Source organism: Bradyrhizobium lablabi, assembly GCF_900141755.1.
Classification (GTDB): Bacteria; Pseudomonadota; Alphaproteobacteria; order Rhizobiales; family Xanthobacteraceae; genus Bradyrhizobium; species Bradyrhizobium lablabi_A.
Map to the genome: position 1 here is coordinate 2,136,044 of NZ_LT670844.1, position 14,278 is coordinate 2,150,321.

Sequence of the window (14,278 nt, forward strand, 5' to 3'; positions counted from 1 at the left end):
TCTCGCCCGCCAAGAATGGGAATCCCCTGACGTCGACCTTGCAAATCGGTAGGACGCTGACGGAGCGCGGGGCCGTCCCATGCGGGTTTGGCTTGATCGGAAGGGGGCCCGCCGGTTCACGCCGGCGAGTTTCACGAGGTGTCGCCGCGTTTTGGCCGGATGTTTGGCTACGATCGTAACGCTCTTCCCGAGGCTGAAATAGCGCCGTAGCGCAGCCCGTTCAGTTTGGGTGCGCATATCAGCAACGGGATACCAGCCAATGAGTTCAACAGATGCTGTGACGCGCCAAACGCAATCTCGGCCAAAAAGTGGCGCGGCCATGATGCGAATGACTATCGCGGTTGCTGCTCTGATTGTGATTGTAACCACCATGTTGCGGTCGCGATCTTCTTCGATCGAGCTATCGGCCGCTGCCAAGCCGCCGTTGCAAGAACTCCACACAATGGTGGGGGATCTTTCGCTCTTCCGGTATTTTGGCAGCTTGAGTTTCTAGTCAGCTCGCTCGGTACCGACTCTGGGATTAGGACAGCGCACGACACGGTCAGCCGCGGGCTTTGGGACTAGGAGCGCGAAAGAAGCCCGGCGAACCGTGAGGCCACCAGGCTTCTCGTTCACGGTACCACGCGCCGCATTGACTTCCGGCGGCGATATACCTTGACCGGTTTGGGTAGAATGCCAGTGCCACCGCAGCTAGGACAAGGCTGATATTGCAAACCTAGATCGGTCAAACACCCATTCGGGTTCTCATGAATTTGATTATGGAGATATCCCCCATGTCGAACATCTCGGCAAAATTCGCTTTCGCACTATTAGTGGCCTTTGCCTCCCTTGCCGCCTTATTTGCGCGACACGGAAGCTTGGCGGCAACGCGAAACATGCCAACGACAATCGGTTCTGGCGGGGTGCGGAAATGCTTCCAAGGCAGCCGTGCTGCCGCAACAGAGCGTAACGAATTTGTTCATTCCGATGGTGTCTGTCGGGCCCCACAGAATACCGTCGATGGGCCGGGAGTTTAGCCCTTGTCGGCAGCCACGAGCGACAATCCTCAACGCGCGTCATTGGGGCAACGGCCTGAGATCAGGGAGTCTGCTCGTTCCTGCCGCCACCGATGCCATAGGGCTTGTTCAAAAAGAACTGCCGGTTACCTAAGGCCGCCTCGGCATATTGGTCTATTAGCCCGTTTTTGTTGGGCTTCTGAGTCCTCTCCCCCAAGTCAATTCCTGCCCTATCCCGACCAATACTAACCGGTCCGGTGGCAATCGCGGTGGCAACCAGTGCGTAGCCAAGTTAGCCTATTGAACGTACGATTCGGAGACCGTCTTGGACCGACAGCATAGCGCGCCCATCATCCTTACTGCGGACGGCCGCTCAGTTGCTCTCGAACCCGTTCCGCAGCAGGGCATTGAGGCCACCTTGATGGAGGCCGAGATCCAAGCATTAGTCCACCTCCACCCCGCCGCCCTGCCGATCGCGGAAATCGACCCGATGTTCGTGGGTGCCGTGGCCGTTTGCCGGGAAATGCAGCTCGGCAAAGCGGGGCGCGTCGACAACTTTCTGGTCACTCCGTCGGGCTTGCCTGTGCTGGTCGAATGCAAGCTCTGGCGCAATCCGGAGGCGCGGCGCGAGGTGGTTGGTCAGATCCTCGACTATGCCAAGGTTTTAAGTCGCTGGTCCTTCTCTGATCTTCAGCGCGAAGTGGGCAGCCGCACCGGCCTGGGGCCCAATGCTCTACTGGAGCTGGTCCGCGCAGCTGACCCGAACGTGGGGGAGATTCAGTTCACCGACGCTGTCACCGCCAATCTACGCCGCGGCCGCTTCTTGCTGCTGATCCTGGGCGACGGTGTACGAGAGGATGTCGAGGCCATCGCTAGCTACCTGCAAGCCCATGCTGGCCTGCACTTCACCTTTGGCTTAGTAGAGTTTCCAATTTACCGTCTGCCCAGCGGTGAACGCCTAGTAGCCCCGCGCGTCGTCACCCGCACAACCTCTATTGTCCGAAACGTTGTTACAGCTCCCGAAGGCTATATAGTGCAAGAGCCGTCCGAAGCCGCGGCCGAGGCCGACGCGGACGCTGATCCCGACCGCGCTGCCCAGGCGGCTACCCACCAGGCCTTTTGGAAGGAGTTCCTGGACCATCATCTGCATCTCGACGACCGAACCCAAGACATTCCCAAGCCTGCCCGACAAGGTTACCTCGCCTTCATGCTGCCCGCTCCCCAAGGCAGCAGCTGGCTCGCCGTTTACCGAGACCTGCACAAGGGGGAGGTCGGCGTCTTCCTCTCGGCCAGCCAAAACAGCCCCGGCGAGAGCGCCATGAATGCCATCCTTGCGGACTGGAATATCATAGGCCCCAGTCTGAATGGTACGGCTCGCCTCACCGAAGACCGGTACAATCGCAAGCGGATCATCGATTCTAAGACCGTAGGAAATCTCAAAGACCCCGCAGTCCGAAAGGAGGCCTTTGATTGGCTGGCGGAACGCGTGAACACGTTCGTCAACGTCCTGCGCCCCCGCGTTAGGGACGCAGTCGCAGATCAATCTGTACCGCGCGACTAGGCGAAAACAGCGGGTCCCCTCTCACCCCCTACGTTTCCAAAACGACCCCGGCACCCGATTTCAAAATTCGTGAGTAAAGCCGTCGCCGCTGCCCAGCTCAGCGCTGCGGTGCCCGCGTATCCCGTCAGCGGGCGATGACGGCGGCGATCCATGCCGCGCCCTCGTGTGTGGAGGATTTTATAACCCCCAAGAAGCTTGCTGAAATTTGGTGCGCGGAGGCCGCTCTTGGCGGCTTCAAACCAGTATGGTGGAAGCAGATTTACATTTGGGCCGTCCTTAGGATCAGCCCACCACGCCTCCCTGAAATTTCAAACTGAGACATTCGCGATAAACAGGCCAGCGCCGCCGCGCGATAGCGGCGCCGGTGCGAGTTTGCGGGTTGGAGCTGGCCGAGTACCGGCGGCCGCTGGAAATGTATCCACGGCGATGCGAGAGCTTTGGCCTTATTGGCCCTCACTTTTGTGATCTAGCCGACAGACCGCCTTTCGCGAATCTGGCATTTTCGGGCGGCGTTTCTAATGAGCGTGGCCATGAATCTCTCCAGTACCGAAACAATCATTAAACCGAAGACGACCGGACACCGGAGGTGCGACCGCTGCGGCGCTCAACCCAGGCTGATTGGCAAGTTGTTGGACACCAGACGCGGCTGCACGGTGAGCAGGTTCGAATGCATCTGCGGCGAACGCATCTGGGCCGAAGATCGCGAGTAAGGGGGCCCCCGCCTCGCGCTTATCCGGATGGTCTGCACCGCGCGGTAGCGCCGCCATGCGAGTTCGCGCTCGCGGGCTGGCAAACATAGGCCGCCGCTAGAACGCATCCAGCGGCTGATGCCAAAAGGCTGGCCCAACCGCGTTCCGTCAGGGACCGGACCGACTGCACCAGGGCATTGCTGATACATGACGAAATTGGAAGGCCACGCTCAGTGTTTTCAAGGGCGGCGCCATCATGCCGATTCGTGTTCGCCTTTTTTACCAGTATTTGAAGCTTCTGATCTTCATCGCAGTGTGGATCGCGTTGGCGTGGTCTATTTGGCGATTGCTGTCTTAGGCGAGTCCCGGCATACAACTTTTTAACCATCCGTTAACCATAGCTATTCATGATGCTGGTCGAGTGTGTGTGTGTTCGCGACGGGCTTGAACTACATGGTGCAGCGTAATTCCAGAGCGTCAGTTGGAGGGGACGACAGCGTCCTGAGCTTTCCCCCACCGCCGGCACCAGACAGGGGAGCAACGGCCCTCGATCTGGTGTATCAAGCGGCCGATGTCTTCCGCGGTATGGAGAAGCACGCCCGTGAGACTGAAGCCCGCGCCCAGTCGCTTTGCACGAACGCCTTAGAAAGATTGCGGCTTGCCGAAATGCGAGCGGAGGCCGCCGAGCGGGCACAACGTGAACTCATCGTCAGCGCCGAACGTAAGCTGCAAGATGCGTGCCGAGCGCTGGAACAAGCCCAGTCCTGTATTGAAGCTCAGAAGGATAAGTTGACGGCCGTAGAGCTTCGCGCCGAAGTTGCTGAAGCCGAGGCGCGCCAAGCCAAGGAAGCGCTCGCGCTCGTTGAAGAGGCCATTCGCAAGCGTCTGCTTCGCGCAAACCCGGATGCCGATGGCAGGTTGACAGCGGTAGCCTGATCCATTGCGACTGCCATGGCTCACTGGGTGCTACCATGGGCAGGCGCGGCACGAGCGAACACACCCCTGCTGTGAGCTTGGCGGCGGCCGCCGCCCTTTAAGTCGACAGTTTGAAGTCGGGGGGTCGAGGTCGAGCAAAAAGGGGCCCGGTGTCTTCGGAGAGGCTCATTTTCATCATGGGACCACGCACGGCGTGACCCAACGCGCCTACGCTCCGTACCCTATCAGCCAGAATGCTGCCGCGCCGAACAGTGCTGCTGCCACGCGACACCCAATCGCCACTGAGAGCACCGCGAGGCCGCAGAAGATTGTGCTGATTGCCATGGTGTGTTCCTGTTACTTCGCCGCGCCGAGCCGGGTGAGCAGTCGTGACACCGCAGTTGGATGCCAAGTGTTTCGGCCGATTTCTGCCCAAACTGAATTGTCATCTCGACGATCACGGGCCACAAGCGCCGCAAAAACCAACGAAAGATCGTGCGGTCTCGCCCCAATGAAATCAAGATTTCTCCCAAATCGCGCCGATGGTCTCGCTATTTAGGCCTCGGGAGCAGGGTCCCGTTAAGAAGCTCATGCCAGGATGCTCGATGTTGCGTTTAGCGTGGGGACATCACCGATGGCGACGAACGATCTTATTTCCCTCCGTCTCTCCGTTCATGCCGAAGAACCCCAGCAGGTGGGCATCTTGAAAGCTTGGGACAGAGCGGTTACTGCGTCACAAATCATGAAAATGAGTATTTTGGTCGTAACGACGGCAGGGATCGTCTTCGCAGTTCTATCGGTGGAAAATCCAATCGTGCTTGCGAACGCCACGGCTTCCCTGGTCGGCACATCGGCGCCTCTGGATGGCACCCAGTCGATGCCAAAAATTCAATCAACCGCCGACGCCCCGGCTTTGTTGCCGACAGCAAGCGAAGCGCCGACGGGCGACGAAATTGCTGCCGCTTTTAAAACTGCTAATCAGAGCCAGACCGAAATCAGTCAGCCACCGGCCGAAGCCTTGTTGAAGCAATTCCAAGCTTGGGCGGCCGAGGAAGAGACGCGCGACGAAATTACCGGCGCTATTGAGCCTGCCGATCAGAGTCAGACCAAAATCCGTCAGCCGCCAGCCGAAGCCTTGTTGAAGCAATTTCAGGCTTGGGCGGCCGAGAAAGATGCAAGGGCAGAGGTCCGGCCCGTGAAAAATGCCCGCGAATATGTACGGTCCGAGCATAATGTCCGAGCAAAGGTCCGGCGTGTGCATAATGCACGGGTACACGTCCCGCCTGTGAAAAATGCCCGAGCAGAAGTCCGCCAAGAGCAAAATTCTCAGGCACAGGACCGGTCCGGGCAAAATGCCCAGGCATCGTGGCCCGAGCGAAAGTTCGGTTGGCTCGATTAGACGTAAAGGAAGTGACGCTGCACCTTGCCAACGCGGCATCGGCGCAGAGCCCGCTTTAGAGCAAACCGGTAGCCGCCACTTCGCCGGACTGCCCTCGTTCGTCCGCTGCACCCAATGATTCCTCAGGTCCAAGAAACGGCGCCAGCTCGGGGGTGAGCTGAGGCCGCTGGGGGCTTTGTCTCATGGGGGGCCTATAGAGACAGACCAAACATTACAATGCATTGCCACTCGTCCCCAAGACACCCATTAGGGTGTCAAGGCCCACCGCGCCGGTCCGCTGGACGCCCTTCTCATCGTGATTCCGCAGGCTGGAGGAGGATGGCCCGGGTAGGTCCCCGGCTTGAGGTCATGGCTGTCACTACGCCGCCATCCGCTGCGCCCGCTGATCGGCCGGCCGCCTGGGCCGTCCCGACTTGACGGCGGCACGACATTTACGGCCGATAGCGTCGGTGGGCTCAAGAATGGCCGCAAGCTTGTTGCGAAGGGCGATCGCATAGTAGTGCCAAAGCGTCTTCTCGCTGAAGAGGTCCAGACCACGCATTGTCCGCATGATCGCCGTCAGCGGGATCTTGTCAAAGGCCTCGATCCAGGCGAGCCCCTTCGTCGTCCACTCTGGGAGCATGCACAGCGCGACGGCGCTGACGATCGGTTCGATCAGCGCGTCCTGGTTTCCTTCCGACTCCAAAATGGTTCGGATCAGCAGCGTCACTTGACCGCGACCATCGCCATCACCGTACTTTTCAGATCGATAAAGGAGGCGCTGCAGAGCAAGCCGCACCTGTGCGTCGATCAGTGGTGCTTCGAACGAGACGAGAATGTCCTGTACCTGCCTTGCGACAGCATCCTTACATCCCTCCTGGAACGAAGCCGATAGGTTATTCGTGGGTTTAGGCCGCCGCTTTTCGCCATTAGAACGGGCTCGGTAAGGTCTTGTTAACTATCGGCAAGGCAACCTCAAAGAAGTGCTGAGCGACTCACGTTGTCATGGAGATTATGATGCTGACCCGAACGTTTGCCGCTTTGATCGCCGTCTTGGCGCTGGCCGCGCCTAGGGCTGCGTTGGCTGATGATGCCGTTGCAGGCGCCATCGTTGGAGCCATCACGGGCGCCGCGATAGCGACAGGCGCCGTCGTTCCGCACGAGCGTCGTGAGCCTTTGCGGGAATATATCGTCCGCGAAAACCGCCCATCGTATCATTACGACGAGGAGGTCGTCGTGGGCCGCGAGCTACCTCCTGGCGCGTATGAGTCTTATGAAGTGCCAGAGGAATACGTTCCGCGTGGGCATCACTATGCTATCATCAATGATCGGCCTGTAATCTTTCACCACGAAACGCGCCGCATCATTCACGTCTACGAATAATCCAGCAGGCGATTGTCGCATAGCCGGCCGGTTTACGCGGTCGGCAGCCGCGGCATCGTGAATTCGATTTGACCGTCGGAAGATAGCACCAGTTTTTGGCATCTACCCGCCGGTACTATTCGAAGGTTGTTCCAGCGTGCACGGCTATATTTCACGCCCGCGTCTCCGAGTCTCGATTAAACGCGCCGATGGTGTGATGGCACGATCGGCTGCGTCTGACGCGTAAAATGGGAAACTGGTCCGATGTTTTCCGGTTCTAGCGCACTGGCCGCTAATCATCCGCAGAATTGCGGGATCGACTGCTCTTGGAAACAGCTAAGAGCGCGCCGCCGAATGCCACAAGTATTGCGCAGACGCCAATCGCTACAGAAGCCAAAGCGAGCCATTGTTCAGTGGATCCCCTCCAGCTGGAGCTTAAGATCGGTTCGGCGGCTTCCAACCAGAAGAGAGCCGCCGCAACTAGACCAAAGCCGAGCGCGACTGAGATCTGGGTAGTAAAGCTGATTTTGCGGATGCGCATTGAAGCCTCCTTCAATCGCCCCAAACAATGATATGTAATGCCCAAAGGTTCCCGGCGGCCGTCACCTCACAAACGTGCGGGGAGCCCGTAGCAGTCTTTAGTTAGCTCGGGCTGAAGGTGGAAATGACGATAGTGAGGGTGTAGTTCCAGCGGGACAGACGTCGTGTGTGCCCGACCTCACCCGCCGCCGATCTCCAGATGTCCCCGAAGAATGCGCGCACAAAATTGGAAGAGCAATTCGACGCGCCGGTCGAACTCCCCGACTTTCTACGGCAGCTCTTTGAACTTGCCGAAGCTGTCAACCACGAGGGACACTTCCTTGCCGGATTTGACCGCCTTATAGGTCGTGACTTTGCCGGATCTGATTTCGCGGATTTGCGAATACCCAGCGGATTCAAGCTTAGCTACAAGCTCCTGTTGGGTCAGGCCAAAAGCGGGCGAGAAAACGGGAATGATCACTAGTGCGCAAAGCATCGCTTGGACTACTCGCAACATGATTCGTGCTCCTTGCCTTCCAGAACTACGTTCAACGCCCAGTTTGCCCAGGCGGTTCCGGAAACTGCCCACGGGGTAAGCGAAAGCTCGGAGGGATCAATGATCGCCTTTGATCCGATCCCGCTGCCGCGCGGTCGCCAGCTCATCACGCTCGAGGATGCCGGCGGAACTCCCGAAAGCCGAGCACGAGGCCGCGGAGTGGCAGGCGGCGATGGAAGCCCTGATCCTGGTCGCGGAACAGGACGGGCCGGTAATGTTTGCCAGGATCGGCATCATGCCGGCGCTAAAATCGTCATGTCGAGCGCGTGTTCAATCCCGACCGCAAAGATCATCGTTGGGGACGGCGGAAACTGGCGCGGGATCGATGAAATCGCCACCATCAACGTTTGCGGAACGATTTGCAGGCCGTACGCATTGACCGGCTGTGCTGCGCGGAGAGGCGCGAACGATCCGGAGAATGGCCTCGGCGTCCTGCCCACCCGAGGTCATTTTCGTTTCGCGGTGCGGCCATGGATCGCGTATTTCTCGCTCTGATCTTCACCGCCATCCTCGTTCTCGTCGCTGCATTGAGCGCGGCGCCCGGACCGCATGGCGATGCCATGAACCCCTCGAAAAAGGGGATAGTTTCAGTCCCGGCGAACAGCTTCTCGAAGTACGCTCCCGAGCGGAACCTCGTGACCAAGAAAAAGACGCAGTCTGGTTCGCGCTCACGATGACCGGCCGCTGTTTGCCTTCGCGGGCATCTGGACCGAGTTCAGGGGGGACCGCGGGACAAAATCGAAGCCAATCCCCGGCCCTCACCTGGTCTACGGCATCCTGACGACGGCGCCGAATGCGATCGTTGAGCCGATACACAGCCGGACGAATGCGGGGAGCCATCCCTTGGCTCGCTTGATCGCATCATGAACCAAGAGCAGTCTTGGTACCGCGAAAATCCGCTCTCGATCGACATGGAAACAGATTAGTCGAACGGCCGCCGGCTCACCCCCGGCGGGTTTCCTTAAGGCAGGGCAGATGGCGATCTACACTCAAAATGACGAATACGATAGCCAGGAATTGGACGATCTGGCGCTTGCCATCGGCTTGCTCACCGGCCGTCACGACTGGAAGGATGGACTGCCGCAAAAACGCTACCTAAATCCGGACGAGGAATTTGTAGCCCGCAAGGCGTTGGCTAGGTTATTGCGTAACCCCAAACCTTTAGACTCTGCGGTTCGCCGACAGCTAGCGGCTCTGTTCGATCCCGAAACAGAAACGGCGCCGTTTTCCTCATTCGACTCCGCTCCGATTGAGCGACGTTTGGAATTCAAGACACGTCACCGTGGCGGCGGCAAGACTCAGGCCCTCCGAAAGCTCGAAATCGGGATTGCATTTGACGGTCTGATGAAGCACCCGAAATACATCAGCGACCCGACTCTGCGGGCCATTGTTAAGCGGTACGAGGTGCGCAGAATAGATGATTTTGTATTGCCTGAGGGCGAGCGAATTCCGCAAGGGTATGCCATCGCGCGGGAGGACGCCTTGGCGGCAATCGCGGAGAGATTCAAAGTTTCCACGCGCTCCGTTGAAATGGCTGATGCTCACCTGAAAAAGATTGTCGGTAAGCGATGAAGGCATAAGGCCCTTATGCCTTCGCTGCATGTTGGTCGAAAAAGGTATGAACAGGAACCATCTTTAACAAACAAGGCGGTTTTCCAATGGACTCTACCTCATCGCCCTTTCTGACGCGCGAGCAAGCATTGCAGCGTCTCAATGAGCGCGGCTACCGCCGTTTTAGGCGCAGCAATTGCGCTTATAGCAGCCTATTCACTCTGGACGCTAAGAGGACGCGAATGAGGGGCCGTCGGGAAACGGCAGCCCGATCTCGAGCTACTTTCGTGTCTGTCGCTCTATTCGCCGCCGCGATCGCCACGCAGCGATCTCCTTCTACCGAGCTGTCTGCCGGAATGGATGCCGTGTTCACAGTTGCAGGCGATCTCGACGGTGGCCGGCATAAATAAGCTACGTCGGAATGAGCTGTGCGGTTGATCAAACAAAAGCCGGGCTGTGAGCTAGATCACGTCTTGCACCCCGAGAGAAATGATAGCGTGGGACGTGGGAATTGATGGTGATGATCAGAACGGGGTTCGATCATGCCCGCCTTATTCGACTTCCTCTACCGCGAATACTGCCGTGCCCGGCTCGCCGAAATGCGGAAACAGCTTCTGCTGGTCTCGGCTGAGAGCCATGATGTCCCAGAAGCGAATTGCGATGCCAGCCGTCCTGACTGCGCGGTTGATCGGGGTAGTAGCCGTTTCGGCGACTCGCAGCGCGAAGCCGGCCACCGAAGGCTAAGTTGAGGCACGCTGCGATGGCCCGGAGGCTCGTTGCGCCGGCCGCCTGTAGCGCTTGGCCGGCGCCCTACGCAGAGATCATGCGCGACACTGCCGTCGCGGCATAACGCTTGCCGTCGGCCGTGGTGTGGCCCGCAGCCTCTAGCTCAGCCGCAACGTCGCGTAGGGACCGCTTGCGTCCGTTAACGGTGTAACGCGCCAGCTTCTTCGCCAGGGCAACCATCTCAGGATTCCGCTCCTCATAGTTCTTGCGGCCGCCGCACTTGCCAGTAGCAGCCTTCTTTCGATCGCGCGCGCCCTTCAGCTTGGCCACCAGCATGGCCTTCTCGAATTGGCTGACTGAGCCAAGGATCTGGCGGATCATCACGGCCGTTGGCGTGTCATCGAGGAAAGCGTCGGGGCTGTCCGCCGCGATCAGCGTGATGCCGGCATCCTTCAGGTATCGCCAGCCTGTCTCCTGCACGATCAGGTCACGTGCAAATCGGCTCGCGGTCTCAACGATGATGGTGCGCACGCCGTTGCCGGCGATATGTTTCATCATGTCGGCGAAGCCTGGCCGTTGGTCGACGGGGTCGGCGCCCTTGATGCCGTCGTCGCTGTATTCGGCGATCAGCTCATAGCCGGCACTCTGGGCATATTTGGCGACGGCCTGGTGCTGGCGCTGCAGGGTGTCCTTGTCGGCCCCAACATTGGTCTCTGAGGAGGTGCGGAAGTAGGCAATAGCCTTTGTCAACTCTTTGCGAGACATGGGTTTATCCCTCAGTGCTGTATCAATTCTCGGAGGAAATGTAACAGAAGCAACAATGAGCGCAAGGCGATTCTCTGAGGAACTGTCGTGGCAGTAGCCGATTGAATGACTCCCCCCAAACTTGCACCAGGAGCGCTGCTGCCATGCGCCTTCAGACATATCGCGACGAAAACTGCTTTAGACATTTCGATTTGACTGGCGGAGGCGGCCACCCCTGGTCAATTGACCTAGTCGAAGTAACAGCGTCGGGCATCCTGCTGGTGGGCTTCGCCTGTGCCCTCGTAGCCCTATGGGCCCACTAGGATTCATCCGACGCACCCCCGCCAGTGAGCCCGGAACGATCCACGGCTCTAAGCGTTGGCCGCTTTATGGATAGGCAGACAAAGCACGAAATCCTGCTCTTGGCGTTCGGCACGATCATGATCGAGGCGCCGTTCCTCGCGATCGCCGTCGCCATTTTGAGCCGCTAGACCGTTTGGCAGGAGCCTACCGTGAGTGCGGCCGCAAGAGGCCGCCCTAGCCAAGGAACGGCAGTGCCGATCCGATCATGAGTGACCAGCGCTGCCAAGAGCCACTTTTTGCTCAGAATTTTTTTCGGGCCGGCGTCTGTGCGCCCAGCCATGAATTACGGCAGTTTCGCGCGCTCATGGAAACCCCTTCCGATCCAACCAATGATCCAGCCCATGATCAGCAATCCGAGAGGCGGTAATGAGAGGAGTGCCGCATCGTCCTTTTCGCTGTCCCAGATTCTAGTCACTTGGCGTGCCAACCTTTGCATGATTGGCGCAGCCGCTTCACAGGCGATGAGTTTTTGCGTAGTCGCCGCCACCCATCGGTTTCTTTCGGGTATAGAGCTGGCCTGCCAAGCCCCTTTTTTCTTGTTGATTTCGACATTGCTGGAATTGTCCACCTCTTCGCCGAGGTCCCACCGGTCGAAAGGCTGACCGTCAGGCCATTTGGCGAGCCGGGTCCAGCATTCACCTTCTGTACGGATCGACGCGGGCGCCCAATTCACATTCCACGGCTTGTTAACGTACTCGTACCATCCAATTGAGCCGACCCATGCCAGGGAAAGGGCCAGCCAAGCCCGAAAGAATCCTCGGCTCCAGTTCACTTTCATCCGAGATCCCCCCTCGCTCCGCCCGAAATCAAAAACTGACAGCGACCTGCAATAAGTCAACGGCTCCGACGTCGCCTGGCCGTACTCCTAGCGGGACATACCTCCGCCTCCGTCTGTCCTCCCCTCCCGAACTCGGAAAGAGAACACGGTCTTGGACCACGACTTCCAATCGCTTTATCCGGGCATCGCTTACGGCGATCAGTCGGTCCTCCAGATGGGATTTGGACCCATCTGAACGGGGGATATGAGTTGCCTCGGTTTATCGCTCGCCGATCGTGATGCTGCGAGCGGGGCCGGAGAACCTGACATGCGGCTTCGTCGTCCGTTCCGCCAGGATGAGAGCCCGCAATGTTGCCGGTGTCCTTTAAGTCAGAACCGGCTTTCTGGCTCGGGATGATGCGACCGAGCGCGCGCACTGTCGTTTATCGGGCGGCAGATCAATTGATCTCGCCGGCGGTGCGGAAAGGCAGGATCAAAACGCATCGCTATTCTCGCGACGGTCGACCGTGTTTCGTTGATTGCGGCGGGAGCCACCGAGCAGATACTTGGCTTTTAGGCGCCCCTCGATCAACGTCATCGCATAGTGAGCGACGTCGATGCCGATCCAATGCCGACCGTTCTTTTGAGCGCTCTCGAGGCTGGTTCCGCAACCGCAGAAAGGATCCAGAATTACGTCGCCGGGATTCGACGAAGCCTGGATGATGCGATCGAGCAAGACAACTGGCTTTTGAGTAGGATATGCTTTACGCGAGATAAATCTGGGCCTGGGTACAGCACGTCCGGTCGAAGCTGGGTTTCGATAATTAGGCATTACCGACGGTTGTCATCTCGCCACGGCAGGCGCGCCAGCCCCTGCCCCAATGATTGGTGGACATTGCGCCGTACAGCCGTCCAAACTTGGGGCCTGATTCCTCGCCCATGCGGACGCCAATCATGGCGTGTGGCCATTGTCCCCACCATTCGGCAATGACATCCGGATCCGTGGTCGCGCGGTTGAGGCCGCCCGCGATATATGGCGCCTTGTTGCTGGGCTTGCATGGAAACACGTGCCAACCGCGGCGCGCGTAATCTAGGGCGTACTCGCCAAGACTCTTCGCGGCTTGAAAATCGATAGCGGGGACGTTAGACTTTTCGCTGCTGATACTGCTTTGCGAATTTGCCCTGTCACTTTGCCGAGTGGCGGGGCTTCGCATTTCTGGGTTAGGAAATGCGAGCATTCCGCACCTCAGAAAGTTTGGGGAGCGCCTTCAAAACCCTTTGGAGATCAATGGGAGTAAGTTCTCCCAAATCTCGCGCTAAGTGTTTGATGTTGCGCCATAGCGCTCCTTCGCTTGGGGAGTGGAACGACCCCGCCCGGATCTGCACCATCTTCCGCGACGGCAAGGATCTCGTGTGCGAAGGCAACATCACAGTCGTTCCCGGAATTGAACCCATGGCGTTCGCGGGGCTGACGTTCCTTGCCGTCGCGTCGCTGATCGCGTTTCTCGGCGCCGTGTTCGGAGGCATGCCGCGGTCGGCGCACTCGTAAGAAACACCAAAGCCTAAAAATTCCGGCAGGGGCTTCACGATCAACGAGACCTTTCGGCGGTTATCTTATTTGTCGCTGTCTCCATGTCATTCAATTCAACGCTGTGAGGTTGCTACGCCCTACTCAACGACGCGCAACGCCCTGTCAAACCAAGCTATGTAGGATCGACGGCATTTGGCGGCCACCGGCTGCAATTGCGTGAGAACGAAAGCGAAAGAATAGTAGAACATGCATGCACAGGATTTGCACACGACTCTTGTCTAACTATTTGATCTTTATGAACTCTCCATCCAATCCATCATAGGACGAAGAACACAGCTCGTCGGCACACTGCTGTTGAGGGACTGCACTCGGCTGCGGAGTCTCTCCATTGCGGGTGCGACATCTCGAACGATCCGACGGATCAGAGTGCCCCCGCTAATAGCGCGACGCCGTTCTTCACGTTTTGGAGAGCCAAAGGCTAGCGAAAACCGTTTGAAAAACCGTTTTAGCCCGCGCTTCTCAAACGGTGAAACCGGCTAAGTTCTTGAAAGGATTGGTGGGCGCACCAGGGCTCGAACCTGGGACCCGATGATTAAGAGTCATCTGCTCTACCAACTGAGCTATGCGCCCG

General features: G+C 58.4%; 15 protein-coding genes, 1 tRNA gene and 1 pseudogene. 9 read left to right on the forward strand and 8 right to left on the reverse strand.

Annotation, left to right across the window (positions count from 1 at the left end; genetic code table 11):
• The first annotated feature begins 259 nt into the window (after positions 1-259).
• The 4 genes from B5526_RS37580 to B5526_RS09960 all read left to right on the forward strand — a co-directional run bounded on the left by B5526_RS37580 (position 260) and on the right by B5526_RS09960 (position 5,559).
• The gene (locus tag B5526_RS37580; protein ID WP_154071241.1) at positions 260-493 is read left to right on the forward strand and encodes a hypothetical protein; all 234 of its coding nucleotides are present in this window, start codon (positions 260-262) and stop codon (positions 491-493) included.
• Positions 494-1,320: 827 nt separating this feature from the next.
• Entirely contained in the window at positions 1,321-2,556 is a 1,236-nt protein-coding gene (locus B5526_RS09945; RefSeq protein WP_172842025.1) for a hypothetical protein, read from the forward strand.
• A gap of 1,142 nt (positions 2,557-3,698) precedes the next feature.
• Positions 3,699-4,181 carry a hypothetical protein gene (locus B5526_RS09955; RefSeq protein WP_079544857.1) on the forward strand — a complete coding sequence of 161 codons (483 nt, stop codon included), beginning with the start codon at positions 3,699-3,701 and terminating at the stop codon, positions 4,179-4,181.
• A gap of 613 nt (positions 4,182-4,794) precedes the next feature.
• On the forward strand, positions 4,795-5,559 hold the full coding sequence (locus B5526_RS09960) for a hypothetical protein (protein WP_079538042.1): 765 nt from the start codon (positions 4,795-4,797) through the stop codon (positions 5,557-5,559).
• A gap of 358 nt (positions 5,560-5,917) precedes the next feature.
• Here the strand turns inward: B5526_RS09960 and B5526_RS09965 are convergent, their stop codons facing one another.
• Positions 5,918-6,337, reverse strand: a complete 420-nt coding sequence (locus tag B5526_RS09965) for a hypothetical protein (RefSeq protein ID WP_154071242.1) — start codon at positions 6,335-6,337, stop codon at positions 5,918-5,920.
• 218 nt (positions 6,338-6,555) lie between these two features.
• On the opposite strand from B5526_RS09965, the gene B5526_RS09970 reads away from it, so the two are divergent.
• Positions 6,556-6,921: a DUF1236 domain-containing protein gene (locus B5526_RS09970; RefSeq protein WP_172842026.1), complete on the forward strand. Its 366-nt coding sequence runs from the start codon at positions 6,556-6,558 to the stop codon at positions 6,919-6,921.
• 271 nt (positions 6,922-7,192) lie between these two features.
• Here the strand turns inward: B5526_RS09970 and B5526_RS09975 are convergent, their stop codons facing one another.
• Complete coding sequence (locus B5526_RS09975; RefSeq protein ID WP_079538045.1) at positions 7,193-7,441, reverse strand: hypothetical protein; 249 nt, start codon at positions 7,439-7,441, stop codon at positions 7,193-7,195.
• Positions 7,442-7,708: 267 nt separating this feature from the next.
• Positions 7,709-7,936, reverse strand: a complete 228-nt coding sequence (locus B5526_RS09980) for a hypothetical protein (protein WP_244562252.1) — start codon at positions 7,934-7,936, stop codon at positions 7,709-7,711.
• A gap of 99 nt (positions 7,937-8,035) precedes the next feature.
• On the opposite strand from B5526_RS09980, the gene B5526_RS38930 reads away from it, so the two are divergent.
• From B5526_RS38930 to B5526_RS09995, 3 genes and pseudogenes are all read left to right on the forward strand, one after another.
• Positions 8,036-8,470, forward strand: a complete 435-nt coding sequence (locus B5526_RS38930; protein ID WP_244562253.1) for a hypothetical protein — start codon at positions 8,036-8,038, stop codon at positions 8,468-8,470.
• Positions 8,471-8,565: 95 nt separating this feature from the next.
• Positions 8,566-8,797: pseudogene (locus tag B5526_RS38935) on the forward strand (SOS response-associated peptidase family protein); the annotation flags it as partial.
• Between the two features lie 153 nt (positions 8,798-8,950).
• The gene (locus B5526_RS09995) at positions 8,951-9,547 is read left to right on the forward strand and encodes a hypothetical protein (RefSeq protein ID WP_079538047.1); all 597 of its coding nucleotides are present in this window, start codon (positions 8,951-8,953) and stop codon (positions 9,545-9,547) included.
• Positions 9,548-10,336: 789 nt separating this feature from the next.
• Here B5526_RS09995 and B5526_RS10005 read toward each other — a convergent pair.
• The 4 genes from B5526_RS10005 to B5526_RS10020 form a co-directional block, all read right to left on the reverse strand.
• Complete coding sequence (locus B5526_RS10005; RefSeq protein ID WP_079538049.1) at positions 10,337-11,017, reverse strand: recombinase family protein; 681 nt, start codon at positions 11,015-11,017, stop codon at positions 10,337-10,339.
• Between the two features lie 625 nt (positions 11,018-11,642).
• Complete coding sequence (locus tag B5526_RS10010; RefSeq protein WP_079538050.1) at positions 11,643-12,137, reverse strand: hypothetical protein; 495 nt, start codon at positions 12,135-12,137, stop codon at positions 11,643-11,645.
• Between the two features lie 472 nt (positions 12,138-12,609).
• The gene (locus B5526_RS10015; protein ID WP_079538051.1) at positions 12,610-12,948 is read right to left on the reverse strand and encodes a site-specific DNA-methyltransferase; all 339 of its coding nucleotides are present in this window, start codon (positions 12,946-12,948) and stop codon (positions 12,610-12,612) included.
• A complete protein-coding gene (locus B5526_RS10020) occupies positions 12,941-13,354 on the reverse strand; it encodes a bifunctional DNA primase/polymerase (protein ID WP_197688431.1) in 414 nt (137 codons plus the stop codon). The genes B5526_RS10015 and B5526_RS10020 overlap by 8 nt, the downstream gene beginning before the upstream one ends.
• Positions 13,355-13,443: 89 nt before the next feature.
• Here B5526_RS10020 and B5526_RS10025 point away from each other — a divergent pair, with 89 nt between their 5' ends.
• Positions 13,444-13,665: a hypothetical protein gene (locus tag B5526_RS10025; protein ID WP_079538053.1), complete on the forward strand. Its 222-nt coding sequence runs from the start codon at positions 13,444-13,446 to the stop codon at positions 13,663-13,665.
• 536 nt (positions 13,666-14,201) lie between these two features.
• Here B5526_RS10025 and B5526_RS10030 read toward each other — a convergent pair.
• A tRNA-Lys gene (locus tag B5526_RS10030) sits at positions 14,202-14,277 on the reverse strand.
• Position 14,278 lies beyond the last annotated feature (1 nt).